General features: G+C 59.1%; 18 protein-coding genes. 4 read left to right on the forward strand and 14 right to left on the reverse strand.

The window, feature by feature from the left end; all coding sequences use genetic code 11:
* The first annotated feature begins 30 nt into the window (after positions 1–30).
* Positions 31–801 carry a MetQ/NlpA family ABC transporter substrate-binding protein gene (locus ACA055_RS00330; protein WP_497681854.1) on the forward strand — a complete coding sequence of 257 codons (771 nt, stop codon included), beginning with the start codon at positions 31–33 and terminating at the stop codon, positions 799–801.
* A gap of 174 nt (positions 802–975) precedes the next feature.
* Here the strand turns inward: ACA055_RS00330 and ACA055_RS00335 are convergent, their stop codons facing one another.
* The 5 genes from ACA055_RS00335 to ACA055_RS00355 are packed head-to-tail and all read right to left on the reverse strand — an operon-like array spanning position 976 to position 4,884.
* On the reverse strand, positions 976–1,611 hold the full coding sequence (locus ACA055_RS00335; RefSeq protein ID WP_497681855.1) for an SCO family protein: 636 nt from the start codon (positions 1,609–1,611) through the stop codon (positions 976–978).
* The gene (gene cyoE, locus ACA055_RS00340; RefSeq protein ID WP_497681856.1) at positions 1,608–2,507 is read right to left on the reverse strand and encodes a heme o synthase; all 900 of its coding nucleotides are present in this window, start codon (positions 2,505–2,507) and stop codon (positions 1,608–1,610) included. The genes ACA055_RS00335 and cyoE overlap by 4 nt, the downstream gene beginning before the upstream one ends.
* Positions 2,495–3,574 (reverse strand): COX15/CtaA family protein, encoded by a 1,080-nt coding sequence (locus ACA055_RS00345; RefSeq protein WP_497681857.1) that lies wholly within the window; start codon positions 3,572–3,574, stop codon positions 2,495–2,497. Before ACA055_RS00345 ends, cyoE begins: the two co-directional genes overlap by 13 nt.
* Before the next feature lie 10 nt (positions 3,575–3,584).
* Positions 3,585–4,178, reverse strand: coding sequence for a PA_0111/PP_0108 family redox-active disulfide protein (locus tag ACA055_RS00350; RefSeq protein WP_497681858.1), 594 nt, complete (start codon positions 4,176–4,178; stop codon positions 3,585–3,587).
* Positions 4,144–4,884 (reverse strand): SURF1 family protein, encoded by a 741-nt coding sequence (locus tag ACA055_RS00355; protein WP_497681859.1) that lies wholly within the window; start codon positions 4,882–4,884, stop codon positions 4,144–4,146. The genes ACA055_RS00350 and ACA055_RS00355 overlap by 35 nt, the downstream gene beginning before the upstream one ends.
* Positions 4,885–4,954: 70 nt before the next feature.
* Between ACA055_RS00355 and ACA055_RS00360 the strand changes: the two genes are divergently transcribed.
* Positions 4,955–5,158 carry a twin transmembrane helix small protein gene (locus ACA055_RS00360; protein WP_497681860.1) on the forward strand — a complete coding sequence of 68 codons (204 nt, stop codon included), beginning with the start codon at positions 4,955–4,957 and terminating at the stop codon, positions 5,156–5,158.
* Between the two features lie 18 nt (positions 5,159–5,176).
* On the opposite strand, the gene ACA055_RS00365 is transcribed toward ACA055_RS00360, so the two are convergent.
* The 4 genes from ACA055_RS00365 to coxB form a co-directional block, all read right to left on the reverse strand.
* Entirely contained in the window at positions 5,177–6,064 is an 888-nt protein-coding gene (locus ACA055_RS00365) for a cytochrome c oxidase subunit 3 (RefSeq protein WP_497681861.1), read from the reverse strand.
* A 25-nt stretch (positions 6,065–6,089) separates the two neighbouring features.
* Positions 6,090–6,641, reverse strand: a complete 552-nt coding sequence (locus tag ACA055_RS00370; protein ID WP_497681862.1) for a cytochrome c oxidase assembly protein — start codon at positions 6,639–6,641, stop codon at positions 6,090–6,092.
* Between the two features lie 126 nt (positions 6,642–6,767).
* A complete protein-coding gene (gene ctaD, locus ACA055_RS00375; protein ID WP_497681863.1) occupies positions 6,768–8,357 on the reverse strand; it encodes a cytochrome c oxidase subunit I in 1,590 nt (529 codons plus the stop codon).
* 82 nt (positions 8,358–8,439) lie between these two features.
* Positions 8,440–9,567, reverse strand: coding sequence for a cytochrome c oxidase subunit II (gene coxB / locus ACA055_RS00380; RefSeq protein ID WP_497681864.1), 1,128 nt, complete (start codon positions 9,565–9,567; stop codon positions 8,440–8,442).
* A gap of 371 nt (positions 9,568–9,938) precedes the next feature.
* Here coxB and ACA055_RS00385 point away from each other — a divergent pair, with 371 nt between their 5' ends.
* Complete coding sequence (locus ACA055_RS00385) at positions 9,939–10,589, forward strand: hypothetical protein (protein WP_497681865.1); 651 nt, start codon at positions 9,939–9,941, stop codon at positions 10,587–10,589.
* A gap of 122 nt (positions 10,590–10,711) precedes the next feature.
* Here the strand turns inward: ACA055_RS00385 and ACA055_RS00390 are convergent, their stop codons facing one another.
* The 3 genes from ACA055_RS00390 to ACA055_RS00400 form a co-directional block, all read right to left on the reverse strand.
* Positions 10,712–12,238 carry a SulP family inorganic anion transporter gene (locus ACA055_RS00390; RefSeq protein WP_497681866.1) on the reverse strand — a complete coding sequence of 509 codons (1,527 nt, stop codon included), beginning with the start codon at positions 12,236–12,238 and terminating at the stop codon, positions 10,712–10,714.
* 89 nt (positions 12,239–12,327) lie between these two features.
* Positions 12,328–13,059 (reverse strand): carbonic anhydrase, encoded by a 732-nt coding sequence (locus tag ACA055_RS00395; protein WP_497681867.1) that lies wholly within the window; start codon positions 13,057–13,059, stop codon positions 12,328–12,330.
* 244 nt (positions 13,060–13,303) lie between these two features.
* The gene (locus ACA055_RS00400) at positions 13,304–14,362 is read right to left on the reverse strand and encodes a PA0069 family radical SAM protein (RefSeq protein ID WP_497681868.1); all 1,059 of its coding nucleotides are present in this window, start codon (positions 14,360–14,362) and stop codon (positions 13,304–13,306) included.
* A 231-nt stretch (positions 14,363–14,593) separates the two neighbouring features.
* Between ACA055_RS00400 and ACA055_RS00405 the strand changes: the two genes are divergently transcribed.
* Positions 14,594–14,899, forward strand: coding sequence for a hypothetical protein (locus tag ACA055_RS00405; RefSeq protein ID WP_497681869.1), 306 nt, complete (start codon positions 14,594–14,596; stop codon positions 14,897–14,899).
* A 177-nt stretch (positions 14,900–15,076) separates the two neighbouring features.
* On the opposite strand, the gene ACA055_RS00410 is transcribed toward ACA055_RS00405, so the two are convergent.
* Together ACA055_RS00410 and prlC are read right to left on the reverse strand one after the other, a co-directional pair.
* Entirely contained in the window at positions 15,077–15,364 is a 288-nt protein-coding gene (locus ACA055_RS00410; protein WP_497681870.1) for a YheV family putative zinc ribbon protein, read from the reverse strand.
* On the reverse strand, positions 15,361–17,439 hold the full coding sequence (prlC, locus tag ACA055_RS00415; RefSeq protein ID WP_497681871.1) for an oligopeptidase A: 2,079 nt from the start codon (positions 17,437–17,439) through the stop codon (positions 15,361–15,363). Before prlC ends, ACA055_RS00410 begins: the two co-directional genes overlap by 4 nt.
* Positions 17,440–17,455: the final 16 nt, after the last annotated feature.

The raw sequence follows: 17,455 nt of genomic DNA on the forward strand, positions 1-17,455 counted from the left end.
CAAACGGGCGCCGCACAAGGAGTTAGCTGAATGAAAAAACTACTCGTCGCATTCGCTGCCGTTGCAGCCTTTTCCGCACAGGCCGACACCCTGACCGTAGCGGCCACCCCGGTCCCGCACGCGGAAATCCTCGAATTCGTCAAACCGGCCCTGGCCAAAGAAGGCGTGGATCTGAGAGTCAAAGTCTTCACCGACTACATCCAGCCGAACGTGCAGGTTGCCGAGAAACGTCTGGACGCCAACTTCTTCCAGCACAAGCCGTACCTTGATGAGTTCAACAAGGCCAAGACCACCAATCTGGTTGCCGTTACCGGCGTGCACCTGGAACCGCTGGGCGCTTATTCCAGCAAGTACAAAGCGCTGACCGAGCTGCCAGGCGGCGCCAACGTGGTGATCCCGAACGACGCCACCAACGGCGGTCGTGCACTGTTGCTGCTGGCCAAGGCCGGCGTGATCACGTTGAAGGATTCGAACAACATTCTGGCGACCGTCAAGGACATTACCGAGAATCCCAAGGACCTGAAATTCCGTGAACTGGAAGCCGCGACCATCCCGCGCGTGCTGACCCAGGTCGACCTGGCGCTGATCAACACTAACTATGCGCTGGAAGCCAAGCTTGATCCGTCCAAGGATGCGCTGGTCATTGAAGGCAGCGACTCGCCGTACGTGAACATCCTGGTATCTCGTCCGGACGACAAGGACAGCGAAGCGATGAAGAAATTGGTTGCTGCATTGCACAGCCCGGAAGTGAAAGCCTTCATTCTCGAGAAGTACAAAGGCGCGGTAGTGCCGGCGTTCTGATCTGAAGCTTTAACGAAAAAAGGGGCGCATTGAATGCGCCCCTTTTTTTTGCCTGAAACACCGACCCTGTGGGAGCGGGCTTGCTCGCGAAGGGGCCAGTACATTCAACATTCATGTTGACTGGAACACCGCTTTCGCGAGCAAGCCCACTCCCACATTAGATGTCTGGCAGCCTTACTGACGCTTGAGCATCACCGGCAACTGCGCCACCAGTTTCACGTTATTCAACGGCGCCCGAATAAACCCACGTTGCGTTCCGTCCGGCCCGATCACCGCCAGATTGCCGCTGTGGTCGACGGTGTAGTTCGGCTTGCTGGTGTCCGCCGGAATAAACGGAATGCTTACCGCGTTGGCGACTTTTTGCAGCTCTTCGATCGATGCCGGTGTCAGGCCGATGAACTGCGGATCGAAGTAGCCCAGGTACTGTTTGAGCTGCTTGGGGTTATCCCGGTTCGGGTCGACACTGACCAGGATTATCTGCAACTTGTCCACAGCCTCAGGCGGCAGTTCGCTCTTGATCTGCCGCAGTTGGGCGAGGGTAGTCGGGCAAATGTCCGGGCAGAAGGTATAGCCGAAGAACAGCAGCGACCACTTGCCTTTGAGTTCGTTGACCGTCACCGGTTTGCCGTCCTGATCGGTCATTGTCACGTCCGGCAGGTTACGGCTTTGGGGCAACAGGATGATCCCGGCGTCGATCAGCGCCGTCGGGTCGCCCTGGCCTTTGCCGGACAGCACTTTGTTGATGGTCAGGCCCAGGACCAGCGCGATCAGGGCGACGAGGATGAAGACGGTTTTCTGGGTTCGAGTCATAGGTTCAACAGTAAGTAGTGGTCTACGAGCAGCGCGATAAACAGCAGGAACAAGTAATAAATAGAGTACTTGAAGGTGTTGATCGCCGCGTGCGGCCGAGTGCCACGGTACAGCACCACGGCCCATTGCAGAAACCTTGCGCCGAGTCCCAGGGCACAAATCAGGTAGAGCATGCCGCTCATGTGGATCACATAGGGCATCAGGCTGACCGCCAGCAACGCAAAGGTATAAAGCAGGATGTGGACCTTTGTGTAGTGCTCGCCGTGGGTCACCGGCAGCATCGGGATATCGGCCTTGGCATATTCCTCTTTGCGGTGAATGGCCAGGGCCCAGAAGTGCGGCGGGGTCCAGGCGAAGATGATCAGCACCAGCAGCAAGGGTTCGGCGCTGATGTGGCCGGTGGCGGCGGTCCAACCGAGCAGCGGTGGGGCCGCTCCAGCCAGGCCGCCGATGACGATGTTCTGCGGCGTCGCGCGTTTGAGAAAACCGGTGTAGACCACTGCATAACCGAGCAACGAAGCGAGAGTCAGCCAAGCGGTCAACGGATTGGTAAAGGCCAGCAGCAAGGCCTGACCCAGCACCGCCAGCACCAGCGCGAACGTCAGCGCGGCGGTCGGCGACACCCGGCCTTCAGCCAGCGGCCGTTTATGAGTGCGGGCCATGACCGCATCGATGCGCCGGTCGACCACATGGTTGACCGCCGCCGCGCCGCCCGCGCACAACGCAATCCCCAGATTACCGAACACCAGCACCGTCCACGGCACCCCGGCGCGGGTAGCGAGGAACATGCCGACCAGCGAAGTGATGAGCATCAGCACCACCACTTTCGGTTTGGTCAGCTCCAGATAGTCCCGCCAGATCGCCTGACTGTGACGTGCGCCGATCAGAGTCGCCATGGCATCTCTCCTTTTATTGTTATGGGCCCGGCAGAGTGTTTACGCGGGCTGAACCGCCAGCGCGCAGGGGTTTGCTGCTTGACCCGGACCAGGCTGGTCCGGGCGTGATAATTGACCAGCACCAACGTCAGCAACAACGCCGCACCACCGGCGTTGTGAGCGACGGCCACTGGCAGCGGCAGGTGAAAAATCACGTTGCTGATGCCCAGGGTTATCTGTGCGGCGAGGGCAATCAGTACCAGCCCCGCCAGGCGCGTCATGCCGACGACTTTCAGTTGCCAGGCCAGACCGAGCAGTACGAGGGTGACCAGCAGCGCGCCAATACGGTGAGTCAGGTGAATCGCCGTGCGCGCGTCGCTGTCCAGTTGCCCGCCGAGGTAATTGGGGCCGATGTGTTGGGTCAGGTGAAAGCCGTTGGCGAAATCAGCCGGTGGCAGCCATTGCCCATGGCAGGTCGGGAAGTCGATGCAAGCCACCGCCGCGTAGTTGGAACTGACCCAACCACCGAGTGCGATCTGCCCAATCACCAGCAGCAACCCGGCGGTCGCCCAGTACTGCAAGCGTCGCGGCACGGTCAGCGCCGGCAGCACGCCGGACATGCGCAAGGTCAGCAGGAATAACAGACTCAAGGTCGCAAACCCGCCGAGCAAATGCCCGGTGACCACCTGCGGCCAGAGCTTGAGCGTCACCGTCCACATGCCGAACGCGGCTTGGGCAATCACCACCACCAACAGAAACAGGGGCAATTTCACCGGTTGCCCCGGATGACGCCGATGCACCCAGGCACGACCGGCCAGCACCGCAATCACCATGCCCAACGTGCCGGCGAAGTAGCGGTGGACCATCTCGTTCCAGCCCTTGTGGGCTTCCACCGGCGCGTCGGGAAAGTTCAGTTCGGCATGCGCCAGCTGGGCTTCGCTTTTCGGCACGCTGATAAAGCCGTAGCAGCCCGGCCAGTCCGGGCAGCCGAGGCCGGCGTGGGTCAGGCGGGTGTAGGCGCCGAGCAACACCACAATCAGTGCGAGCAAGGTGGCAAACAGCGCGAGGCGAAATCCAGGTTTGGCCATGACGATGCCCTTATCCGATGTTCGACAGTTTCAGCAGATGGCGCAGGTCGTTGAGCAGGTCCTTGCCCTTGACCGTCGGGTCGTAGCGCAGCACCAGATTGCCGTGAGGGTCGATGATCCACAGTTGCGGCACAGCCTTGTCGCCAGCGGTTTTGTTGAAGGTGCTCAGGTCCAGCGGATAGCGCTGCAGCTGCGGATACTCGATCTTAAGCTTGGCGTCGTAATCGCTGTTCAACGGTTGCGCGGCAGCGATGGCGTGACTGGCGCGCCCGGCGTCGCGGCCGAGGCCGATCTGGATCTGCCGCGCCAGGTACACCAGTTGCTGACAGTCGACCGAACATTCCTTGGGCGCCGTCACCAACAACTGCCAGCGATCTTCCTGCGCCTGTACGCCGAGGTCGGCGCGGGTCTGGCCGTTGCCGATCAGTTCGCCGTGATAACTGCGACCCTCCGGCACCCAGAACTGCAATTTGTACATGCCGGTGGCGAGGATCATCGGACCGATCACCCCGAGCACGATCAGCAGTAACTGCAAGCGCCCACGCCGCCGGTTGGCCGGCGTTTTTGTCTCAGACATGCTGGGTGGATTCATGGCCGCTCCCATGGTGTTTCTCCTTTGCGTTGTGCCAGCCGAGATAGAGATAAAGGCCGAACAGCGCGATCGCCATGGCGAACCACTGCACGGCATAAGCCAGGTGTTTTTCCGGCCCCATGGCCACCACCGGCCAATCGGCCTGATAGGCGGCGGGGCCGTTTTCCACGCGTAATTCGTAGGCAAAACCGTCACGATCAAGTGTCGTCCAGAGCTTCGCTGGTTCAACGGCGGTGATCAGTTGCGGCCAGGTTGTGCTGCTCGGGTCCGCATGCAACTGGAAGGTCGCGCCGGGGGAGACGTAGACCCAGGCATTGAAGCTCAGGGTTTCGGTGGGCGTTTTGAACTGCGGCGGTGTGCGCCGATCCGGCCACGGCAGCCAGCCGCGATTGACCAGCAGCCAGAGCCCGGTCGCCTGGTCCTGAAATGGTTGCAGCAGCTCCACGCCGACCTTGCCGTCACGCTGACGGTTGTCCAGCAGCAGACTGTGCCCGGCATCGAACTGGCCGTGCAGGCGAACCCGGCGGAAGGCCGGATCTTCGGTGTGTTGCAGCTCGGTGCTGGCCATCGGTTCGGCTACCCGGCGCTCGGCGTAGCTTTGCAGCAGCGCGCTTTTCTCCGCGCCCCGGCTCAATTGCCAGAACCCGAGCGACACCAGCAGCGGCAGCAAAATCGCCACCACCAGCGTCGGCACGATGCCCGGCTGAAAGCGCTTCATGGCATCGCCAGAAAGTCGGTCGTCGCGATAGCTATACTCAAGTGCATCGCCTTACCCCCGGAGTCTCACCATGCTCAAAGCAGCCATCGTCCTGATGCTGATTGCCACGGTTGTCAGCCTGTTCAGCGGCCTGTTTTTTCTGGTCAAGGACGACAGCAGCTCAAACCGCCTCGTCATGGCCTTGAGTGTTCGTGTTGCCCTGGCCGCCATCACCGTCGGCTTGATTGCCTGGGGTTTTTTCAGCGGCCAGCTGGTGTCGCACGTGCCTTGGTAGCTCTTTACGTCAAAAGCCTCAGAGCACGTAGACGAAAACGAACAGCCCGATCCACACCACATCCACGAAGTGCCAGTACCAACTCGCCGCTTCAAACCCGAACTGGTGCTCGTTATCGAAGTGCCCACGCATGACCCGCATCAGCATCACAAACAGAATGATGGTGCCGATGGTCACGTGGGCGCCGTGGAAACCGGTGAGCATGAAGAAGGTTGCGCCGTAGATCCCGGAACCCAGGGTCAGACCCAGCTCCTTGTAAGCGTGGATGTATTCTTCGGCCTGGAAACCCAGGAACGCACAGCCCAGCAATACCGTGATCGCCAGCCAGATTTTCAGCGCGCCGCGATGACCCTTTTTCAGAGCATGGTGGGCGATGGTGACGGTGACGCTGGAACTCACCAGCAAAACGGTATTGAGCAGCGGCAGCCCCCACGGACTGATGACGTCCTTGGGTGCGGGAAAGAGTTTCGGGTCCGGGTTGTTCAGCAGCGGCCAGGTGAATTCGAACGTCGGCCACAGCATATGGGCGAGGCCTTTGGCGCCTTCACCACCGAGCGACGGCCCCGTGATGTTGCGCACATAAAACAGTGCGCCGAAGAAGGCGATGAAGAACATCACTTCCGAGAATATGAACCAGCTCATGCCCCAGCGGAACGAGCGATCCATCTGAGCGCTGTACAGTCCCTCGCGGCTTTCCTTGATCACCGTACCGAACCAGCCGAACAGCATGTAGGCCAGCAGCAGGCTACCGACAAAAAATATCAGCGGGCCGTGGGATTCCGGCCGCGCCACCTTCAGGTCGTTGAACCAGGTGGCCAGGCCGAACACCGTGACCAGCATGCCGACCGTGGCAATGATCGGCCACTTGCTCTGGGCCGGTACGTAATAGTGTTCATGAGTTGCCATTTATTGTTCTCCTTATCGGGCACGCTCAGCCGCCAGTATTTACGGCCACCGGTGGATGTCGGGCGGTGATGTCGAACAGCGTGTAAGACAGCGTCAGGTGCTTCACATCCTTGGGCATGTCACGGTCAACGATGAAACGTACCGGCATCTCGATCCGTTGACCGGGTTGCAGCACTTGCTGGGTAAAGCAGAAACATTCGGTCTTGTGGAAGTACGCCGCCGCGGCGCTCGGCGCGATGCTCGGGACCGCCTGGGCACTCATCGGTCGGTCGGTGGGGTTGTGCGCGATGAAAATCATCTCGTTCACCGCCCCCGGATTGGCCGTCAGCTCATCGCTCTTGGGATAGAACTCCCAAGGCATGTCAGCGGAGTTGGTGGACAGAAACTGCACGCGCACCTGCCGCGACATGTCGACCGTTTGCTCGCCCTCGTACTGTCCGCCCGTCTTGCCGTTGATGCCGAAGGCCAGGCACATCACTTCGTAGATCGGCACCAGTGCAAACCCAAAGACAAACATCGCCACCACCACCAGCAACAGGCGGGTGACCAGCTTCTTCATCGAAATCGAATCAGCCATGGTATGAGTCCTCCACACAGACCGATGTGGGAGCGGGCTTGCTCGCGAAGCAGGCGCCGCGGTTCGTCAGACAAGCCGCGTTATCGTTCTTCGCGAGCAAGCCCGCTCCCACAAAGGGCTGCGTGTTCATTTCACTTCCGGCGGAGTAGTGAACGTGTGATACGGCGCCGGTGACGGAATGCTCCACTCCAGGCCTTCGGCCCCATCCCACGGCTTGGCCGGTGCCGGCTCGCCGCCACGAATGGTCTTGATCACGATGAACAAGAAGAAGATCTGCGTGGCACCGAACATGAACGCGCCAATCGACGACACCATGTTGAAGTCGGCGAATTGCAGGTTGTAGTCCGGAATCCGCCGCGGCATGCCCGCCAGCCCTACGAAGTGCATCGGGAAGAACGCCATGTTCATGCCGATGAACGAGAGCCAGAAGTGCAGCTTGCCGAGGGTTTCGTCGTACATGTGGCCGGTCCATTTCGGCATCCAGTAGTAGGCCGAGGCGAAGATCCCGAAGATTGCCCCCGGCACCAGCACGTAGTGGAAGTGCGCGACCACGAAGTATGTGTCCTGGTACTGGAAATCCGCCGGGGCGATGGCCAGCATCAACCCGGAGAAACCGCCGATGGAGAACAGGATCACGAACGCCACGGCGAACAGCATCGGCGTCTCGAAAGTCAGCGAGCCTTGCCACATGGTGCTGGCCCAGTTGAACACCTTGACCCCGGTGGGCACGGCGATCAGCAGCGTGGCGTACATGAAGAACAGCTCGCCCACCAGCGGAATGCCGACCACGAACATGTGGTGCGCCCAGACGATGAACGACAAGAACGCAATGCTCGCCGTGGCGTAGACCATCGAGGTGTAGCCGAACAGCGGTTTGCGCGAGAACGTCGGGATGATCGAGCTGACGGCACCGAAGGCCGGCAGGATCATGATGTACACCTCGGGGTGCCCGAAGAACCAGAACACATGCTGGAACAACACCGGGTCACCACCACCGGCGGCACTGAAGAAGCTGGTGCCGAAGTGGATGTCCATCAGCATCATCGTCACGCAACCGGCCAGCACCGGCATCACCGCAATCAGCAGGAACGCGGTGATCAGCCAAGTCCAGACGAACAATGGCATTTTCATCAACGTCATGCCGGGAGCGCGCAGGTTGAGGATGGTCGCGATCACGTTGATCGCGCCCATGATCGAACTGATCCCCATCAAGTGGATGGCGAAGATGAAGAACGTCACGCTCTCCGGTGCGTAGGTCGTGGATAAGGGCGCGTAGAACGTCCAGCCGAAGTTCGGCCCGCCACCGGGGGTGAACAGGGTCGACACCAGCAGGATGAACGCCGCCGGCAACAGCCAGAAGCTGAAGTTGTTCATCCGTGGCAGGGCCATGTCTGGCGCGCCGACCATCAACGGGATCATCCAGTTGGCGAGGCCGACGAAGGCCGGCATCACCGCGCCGAAGACCATCACCAGACCGTGCATGGTGGTCATCTGGTTGAAGAATTCCGGCTGGACGATTTGCAGTCCCGGCTGGAACAGCTCGGCGCGGATCACCATGGCGAACGAGCCGCCAAGCAAGAACATGGAGAACGCAAACCACAGGTACAGCGTGCCGATATCCTTGTGGTTGGTGGTCAACACCCAGCGCATCAGGCCTTTGGCGGGGCCGTGGGCGTGATCGGTAGCATGACCATGGTCATCGATGACGGTGCTCATGGCTTGTCTCCTGCAAACAGTTGGGCTGGGCAGGCCGGGGCGCGATGCCCCGACCGGTTCCTTACGTGCGCAATAGACCGGGTCATTTGCTTTCCGCCTGTTTCAGCTCCAGTACTTCTTTAGGAGTGACCATGTCGCCCTTGTTGTTGCCCCAGGCGTTTCGTTCGTAGGTCACGACCGCCGCGATATCGACTTCCGACAGCTGCTTGCCGAACGCCGCCATGGACGTGCCGGGTTTGCCGTGGAAGACAATGCTCAGGTGATCCTTGATCGGTCCGGTGGCGATTTTCGAGCCCTTGAGTGCCGGGAACATCGGCGGCAGGCCCTGGCCTTCTGCCTGGTGACAGGCCACGCAAGTGGTGTGATAAACCTTGTCGCCGCGCTCCTTGAGCTCGTCGAGGGTCCATTCCTTGCTGGTCAGTTCCTTGAGCTGTGCGGCTTCAGCCTTGCGCTCGCCCAGCCATTTTTCGTAATCGGCCTTTTCCTTGACCTCGACCACGATCGGCATGAAGCCGTGATCCTTGCCGCACAACTCGGCGCACTGGCCACGGTAGATGCCCGGCTTCTCGACACGGGTCCAGGCTTCGTTGACGAACCCCGGGATCGCATCGCGCTTGACCGCGAAGGCTGGCACCCACCACGAGTGAATAACGTCGGCGGAGGTCACCAAAAAGCGCACTTTGGCGCCGATCGGCAGCACCAACGGCTTGTCGACCTCGAGCAGGTAATGCTCGCCCTTGGTTTCCTTGTTGTGGATCTGGTCGGCGGGGGTGGCCAGGTTGCTGAAAAACTCGACGTCCTGGCCCAGGTATTTGTAGTGCCACTTCCATTGATAGCCGGTGACCTGGATATCAATATCCGACTCACTGGAGTCGTACATCTTGATCAGGGTTGCGGTGGCAGGGATCGCCATGGCCACCAGGATCAGGAAGGGCACGATGGTCCAGAGGATTTCGACGGTGGTGCTTTCATGAAATTTTGCGGCCACCTGCCCGGTCGAGCGGCGGTGGAGAATCATCGACCAGAACATGGCGCCAAAGACGATGATGCCGATCACTACACAGATCCAGAAAATGGTCATGTGCAGGTCAAATACTGCGTGACTGATATCAGTCGCTCCCGGCGCCATATTCACAGTCCAGGCCGCTTGTGCCTGACTGAAAATCGACCACAACAGGAGGCCCATCCAGACGTGTGGATGTCGCATCATTGCGGGTTCCCCTTATCGTTCTTGTTATCCCGCCGGCTTTCACCTGCGGCAAGGGAGCGGCTTTTTCAGACTACGAACTTGAATCGCCGAGCCTTGCTGCGTGTGCAGTCGGGCGTCATCAGCTAACTCCATTCCCACCCGAGTATAGACAGGGAGTGCCACCTCGCAACGTGAGGGCGTAAATCATCTGAAACAGCTGGGACTTGCGTTCTAGGTCACGAATGGAGAAGGATGCAGACGAGTGGTGGCAAACCGATATAACGGAGATGTCTCAAGGATGAAATATTTATGACAAATGCGTCTTAGCATTTTTCATATGCCAGCTAAGTTATGTCTTCCCTATTTCATTGCCTTTGTTTCCTGGAGTTTTCATGAACACCGCCGCATTGCGCGAGCAGATCCAAAAAGCCCAACAACACGAGGCCGACACCGGCCTGCTGACTCGTCAGCTGGAAACCCAACTGCCATACCTTCACTCCGCCATCCAATTGCCGGAGCACGACGCCAAGGGCGTGATGACGCGTTTTGTGGCCGCGTATATAGAGCAAGTGCCGGACCTGCTGGACGCAGCCAATGAAGTCGCCAGGGAAGCGGGTATCGAATCACAGATCAAGCCGGTGCTGAAAATCGCCGAGCAGTTCTTCCTTCAACCGCCGGCGATCATGGCCGGTCATGTCGGTCTGGACAGCCTGCTGGACGAAGCCTATCTGGCTCACCGTCTGGTCGAAGAGGTGAATGATCTGTACATCAAGCATTTTGGCCAGCCACTGATCCCATTGGACATGACTGTCGCCAACCTGATTGCTCACCAGCTGATCGGCGAGGAGTTCGCCAACCAATTGGATGAAGCGGTGCATCACGCCGTTGAGGAGATGCTTAACGAAGACAGTTTCGCGCTGGAGTCGGTGGAGGCCTACCGCGAGAAACTCAACAGCCCGGACACCGGCGCTGCGTGGAAACGCTGGCCGTGCCTGTCGCGCCAGTTAGGCGTGGGCCTGGAGCTGGATCAGCCGGCGGCTTGATCCAACGGAAAGAACCAAACACCTCTGTGGTAGCGGGCTTGCTCGCGAATGCGGTCAATCATTCAACATTAATGTCGACTGACACACCGCTTTCGCGAGCAAGCCCGCTCCTACACTGTTGTTTATCCTGCGGAACCAACCCCGGATGTAGTACGCAACCGTCCTTCCAACCTGCGCTTCAACCCACGCGCCTCAATCAGAAGCTTCGAACCCTTCGCCGCATTGGCCCGGCCCCATTCCTCCAGCAACTCCAGACACGAGTGATCGATGTAGCTCAGGTTATTGAGCGGCACATGCACCGTCGCACCTGCGGGAATGGTCCCCAGTACCTGAGTCAGCGCCGGCACTTTGAGAAAGGTTGCTGCGCCAGTCAATCGCAGTTCCATTTCACCGTCCTTGGGCAGATCGATCAGGCTGATCTTCAGCCGCGACGCCTTCCAGGCAAGCTTGGCCAGGGTGAGGCCGAAGCCGATCAACACGCCGGTCAGCAAGTCAGTGAAGATGATTGCCAGCGCGGTCGCTGCGTAGGTGAACATCGGCATCCGGCCATAACGACCCAGGCCGCGAAAGGCTTTCAGATCGACCAGTTTGAATCCGGTGTACACCAGAACGCCCGCCAGACTCGCCACTGGAATGCTTTGCAGTACGCTGGACAACAGCAGCACGAACGCCAGCAGCCACAAACCATGGAAAATCGCCGACATTCGTGTAGTCGCGCCGGCCTGAACATTGGCCGAACTGCGCACGATCACCCCGGTCATCGGCAGCGCGCCGAGCAGACCGCAGAGCATGTTGCCCACACCTTGAGCCGACAATTCCCGGTCAAAGTCCGAACGCTGGCCACTGTGCATGCGGTCCACCGCGGCGGCAGAGAGTAGGGTTTCGGCGCTGGCGATGAAGGCCACGGCAAACGCGGCGATCAGCAGCGTGGGGTCCGCCAGGTTGAGCAGGTCCGCCGGTTTCAGCCAGTCGATGGCTTCTGCCAGATTGGCCGGGACTTCCACGCGTTTGACTTGCAGCGCGAGTACCAGGCTGGCGACCGTTGCCAGACCGACACCGAGCAAGGCTCCGGGAACAAAACGCAGGGAGTGCGGGCGGAATTTTTCCCACAGGTACATCACGACAATGGTCGATAGGCCGAGCAGACCTGCCTGCCAGCCAAACGACGGCAACGCCTGAGCTACAGCGGCCGGGAAGGCTGACAGGTTATCCAGTCCCGAAGGCTTGGGTACGGCGTCGAGCATCACATGCACCTGTGACAGCACGATCAGCACGCCAATCCCGGCGAGCATGCCGTAGACCACCGCTGGCGCCGTCACTCGAAACCAGCAACCCAGTTTCAAACGCCCGGCTACCAATTGCAGAAACCCCGCCAGCAGTAGGATCGGCCCGAGCATGGCGATACCATGCTGACGCACCAGTTCGAACACCAGAACGGCCAAACCCGCTGCCGGGCCGCTGACTTGCAGGGGCGAACCGGCAAGCCAACCTACGACCAGACCACCGATGATCCCGGTGATGAGGCCTTTGGCGGGCGGTAGCCCCGAGGCGATGGCAATGCCCATGCACAAGGGCAGGGCGACCAGAAATACAACCACCGAAGCCAGTAGCTCCCGTGGCAAAACAGCTTTTAATTGCGCAGCACGCATGATGATTCTCCCGAAGTTTTCTTCAGGCGTGGCAAAGCCGGGCTGCCTGATCAGCAGCCTCGGCTAAACCACACGGGATTTAGGAGGATTTAGAAGCGCGCTTTGGGCGTCGCCACCGGAATCGGAAGGCTGCCGTTGAGCGGCAGGAAACAACCCTGGTCGGCGTCGTAAGCCTTGATTTCGCTGGTTTCGATGTTGTAGACCCAACCGTGGATAAACAGCTGACCGTTGGCCATGCGCGAGGCCACCGACGGATGCGTGCGCAGATGCTGCAACTGGGCGATCACATTCTCTTCGGTGAGGATGTGCATGCTTTCGTTTTCGTCAGCACAGTGGCAGTTGTCCTGGACCATGGTTTTCGCCACTTCGGCATGTCGCAGCCAGGCTTTGACCGTGGGCATCTTTTCCAGGCTCTGTGGGTTGAGCACCGCGCGCATCGCACCGCAATCGGAGTGCCCGCAGATGATGATGTGCTGCACGCCGAGGGCCAGTACCGCATATTCAATGGCCGTGGAAACGCCGCCGTTCATTTGCCCGTAAGGCGGTACAACGTTGCCAACGTTACGGGTCACGAACAGGTCGCCGGGGGCGCTTTGGGTGATCAATTCAGGAACGATGCGCGAGTCGGCGCATGCGATGAACATCGCTCGTGGCCGTTGGGCCGTGGCGAGTTTTTTGAAGAGTTCTTCCTGCTGCGGAAAAATCTCGTGATGAAAATGCAAAAAGCCGTCAACGATATGCTGCAGCGCTGCATCGGCGGTTTCCGCCTCCGGTTGGGCTGAAGCCGACGCAGCCAACGGCTGTTTATCCTTGTCACTCATGATTCATCCTCTTTGGCGGAGACAGGGAATTTTCCCGTGTTGTCCGATGTGAAGCCAGTGGCTGTTTAAAAAACATCCAGGTCGAAAATCCGAAACCCGTCAGTCACTCGATGAACAAGGTAGCTGCCGAAACTTAACTCAAACTGAATCAAGCGCTCTAGGACGTATGTTCCAGGTCACAAAAAACGTGACCAGCCTAATGGTCAAGCGTATTGCCCACTACTCAACCATAGGCCAATTGTCCTCAAATCAACGACATCTGGCGACCCGGCGGACAGAAGGCTTCGCAATCCAGATTAAAACCTTCCCGGCGATTGAGCCCGAGGCGTTTGATGGTTTTGGCAAAGCGTTGCGCCAGCAGATCTGCAAACGGACCTTCGCCGCGCATCCGGGCGCCAAAGCGACTGTCGTAGAGTTCACCGCCACGGCTTTGGCGAATCAGGCTCAATACGTGAGCGGCACGTTGAGGATAGTGGGCGGCCAGCCATTCTTCGAACAGCGGCGCCACTTCCAGGGGCAGGCGCAGCATCATGTAGGCCGCACTCTGGGCGCCGGCTGCATGGGCTTCGGTGAGCAGGCTTTCGAGTTCGCTGTCGTTAATCATCGGAATCATCGGCGAACACAGCACGCCCACCGGAATCCCGGCTTCACTCATGACCCTGATCGCCCGCAACCGCGCCTTGGGCGCTGCGGCACGCGGTTCGAGGATGCGCTTGAGCTCGTCGTCCAGCGTAGTAAGGCTGATCATCACCGCCACCAGCCTTTGCTGGGCGAGTTCGACCAGAAGGTCCAGATCACGAAGAATCAGCGAGCCTTTGGTAATGATGGTTACCGGATGGCGGTAACGCAGCAGCACTTCGAGGGTTTTGCGGGTGATCTTGTGTTCGCGTTCGATCGGCTGATAAGGATCGGTGTTGGAGCCCAGGTTGATCGGCGCGCATTGATAACCGCGTTTGGACAGCTGTTCTTCCAGCACATCCGCCGCGTTGGTCTTGGCGATCAATTTGGTCTCGAAATCCAACCCTGGCGACATGTCCCAATAAGCATGGCTGGGTCGCGCGTAACAATAGATGCAGCCGTGCTCGCAACCGCGATAGGGATTGATCGAGCGATCGAAGGGCAGGTCTGGCGAATTGTTGCGGGTGATGATGGTTTTTGCCGTTTCGATGCGTACTTCGGTGCCTTGGGTGATCGGCGCTTCCTGATACCAGCCATCGTCCTCGGCCACCGAACGGTTCGGCGCGAAGCGGTTGTGCAGATTGGTCGCGGTGCCGCGGCCGCGGGGGGGCAAGGGAGTGTTCATCGATCAATCTCTTTGCTGTATGTGCATACAGTATCCGAGGTTTGGAAACGCAGCCAGTGCCGTTCGGCAGATGTGGCCCAGATCAAATTTGCACGCCTCATTAGTCATTTTGTAAATGCAACTTGTCGCAATTCCGGGAAACATATAACGAATAGCCTGGAGTTGATAACTCTCAGTACTATCGACCGCACACGAAGTCTTCGTGGATCACTAATTAAATGGAATTAACCAATGTCGTTTTTTAATCAGCGCGGTATTTTTTTGCAGTTAATGACACCTAGCATCATCAGTCCGCGTGAAGCGCGAGTGTCGATGCAACTTGCTCGTAAAGAGTTGGGATGGGATGCAATAAACGAAGTTCAGACAGAAGCCCTGGTGGATTCGGTTTACGTTGAGGCCGTATCCGCTGATGGTGGGCGGTCCTTCAGCATAAACTCAGTCAACAGCGATGTGGACGGTGACGGCGATATTGACAGTGATGACCACGCAAAACTGTTGGCTTTGGCCAAGGCTTATTCCAGTATTGTAAATCCTTGACTTATATAACTGAGCCTGCATGAAAGTTTATGCAGGCTTGGCTTATTTCATTCAGCGAATGGGGCGTTTGAAAGTTGAAAGTTGCAGTCGGTTAAATACCCAGACTGAGTTAAAGTCGCTCCCTGTCGAATGAATCACCTCCCACCACCTTGCGCGGTGGAAGATGATTTTCGGCAATCACTGCTGTTCGTCAGGCTTTTTCTTCAACTTCGGGTTCGGGAAAAACTGCACGGCCTGAACCTTGGTATCCGGCGCTTTCAGCGCCGAGATGTTGACCCGCGTGCCCAATTCCTTGGGCACGGACAGGCCTTGTTCATTCAGCGTGTCGGAATAACCGCAGGCCACGCATTCGCGATGCGGGACCTCGTCTTCGTTCCACATCATCAGTTTGTCCGGCTCGCTGCATGCCGGGCAGACTGCCCCGGCGATAAAGCGTCTTTTGGTAATCACAGGCCCCTCACTCATGCTGCCACGACCTCAGTCAGGCCGCTATGACGCAAGAGTGCGTCAATCGATGGCGGACGTCCGCGGAAGTCGACGAACAGCACCATCGGTTCCTGGGAACCGCCACGTGCCAGGATCGCCTCGCGGAAGGCGCGACCGGTGTCGGCGTTGAGTACGCCGTCTTCTTCGAATTTCGAGAAGGCATCGGCCGACAGGACTTCAGCCCATTTATAGCTGTAGTAACCCGCCGCGTAACCGCCGGCGAAGATGTGAGCGAAACTGTTCGGGAAACGGTTGTAGGCCGGCGGACGCATGACCGAGACCTCGTCTCGCACGCCTTCAAGCACTTGCAGCACGCTGCGACCGTCGCCGTGGGTGGCGTGCAGTTCGAAGTCGAACAGCGAGAATTCCAGCTGGCGCACCATCATCAGGCCGGACTGGAAGTTCTTCGCCGCGAGCATTTTCTCCAGCAGGTCCTGAGGCAGCGGCTCGCCGGTTTCATAGTGACCGGAAATCAACGCAAGGCCTTCCGGCTCCCAGCACCAGTTTTCCATGAACTGGCTCGGCAACTCGACCGCATCCCAGGCCACGCCGTTAATGCCGGATACACCGGCGTGTTCGACACGGGTCAGCAGGTGGTGCAGGCCGTGGCCGAATTCGTGGAACAGGGTGGTGACTTCGTCGTGGGTCAGCAGGGCAGGTTTGCCGCTGTCGGCCGGGGTGAAGTTGCACACCAGATTGGCCACCGGGCTCTGCAGCACATCTTTGGCAGTGCGACGACGATCACGGGCGCCGTCCATCCAGGCACCGCCGCGCTTGTTGGCGCGAGCGTAAAGGTCGAAGAAGAAACGCCCGACGTGCTGGCCGTTTTCCTTGATTTCGAACAGGCGAACGTCCGGGTGCCAGGTATCGAAGCCTTTCTGCTCGGCGATCTCGATGCCGTACAGGCGTTGAACAATGGCGAACAGGCCGCTCAATACTTTGTCGATCGGGAAGTAAGCGCGAAGAGCTTCCTGGGCGACGCTGTAGCGCTGCTCGCGAAGTTTTTCACCGTAGAAACCGCTGTCCCAACTTTGCAGATCCGGGCAGCCTTGTTCGGCGGCGTAAGCTTTGAGCTGTTCCAGATCCTGGGCGGCGAACGGCTTGCTGCGCTTGGCCAGATCGCGCAGGAAACTCAGCACTTGGTCGCTGGATTCAGCCATTTTGGTGGCCAGGCTCAGCTCCGAGAAACTGGCGAAACCCAAGAGTTTTGCAAGCTCCCGGCGCAGGTCGAGGATTTCTTCCATGACCGGGCCGTTGTCGTTTTGACCGGCGTTCGGGCCTTGGTCCGACGCGCGGGTGCAATAGGCGGCGTAGACTTCTTCGCGCAGGGCGCGGTCCTGGGCGTAGGTCATCACCGCGTAGTAGCTCGGAAATTCCAGGGTTATCAGCCAGCCATCCAGGTCTTTCGCCTGGGCAGCGGCGGCCATTTGCGCCTTGGCCGAATCGGTCAGACCGGCGAGGGTGGCTTCATCGGTGACGTGTTTGGTCCAGGCTTGAGTGGCGTCGAGCAATTGGTTGGAGAAGCGACTGCCCAACTCCGACAACTTGCTCTGCACTTCGGCGTAACGCTTTTGCTCCGCTTCTGGCAGGTCGATACCCGACAGACGGAAGTCACGCAGGGAGTGTTCCAGGATAGTTTTCTGCGCTACATCAAAACCGGCGGCTTCAGGGCTGTTGGCCAGGGCTTCGAAAGCCTGGAACAGCTCGCGGTTCTGGCCCAGTTCGGTGGAGTAGGCGCTCAAGGCTGGCAGGCAGGACTCGTAGGCTTCACGCAGCTCGGCGCTGTTGCACACGGCATTGAGGTGGCTGACCGGACTCCAGGCAGCGCCCAGACGATCGTTGAGTTCGTCCATCGCCAGCACCAGGCCGGCCCAGGTCGGTTGTTTGCCTTGGGTTTTGAGGATCTCGATAATGGCGGCGCGGTTGTCAGCCAGGATCTGTTCAATGGCTGGTTGCACGTGTTCGGCACGGATCGCCGAGAACGGTGGCAGGTCGTAGGACTGCAAAAGAGGGTTGTTCACGCTCACGGTTGGCACCTTGGCTGGAAGAAACATGGAGCCATCTTAATTA

Source organism: Pseudomonas sp. LBUM1657, from assembly GCF_059716075.1.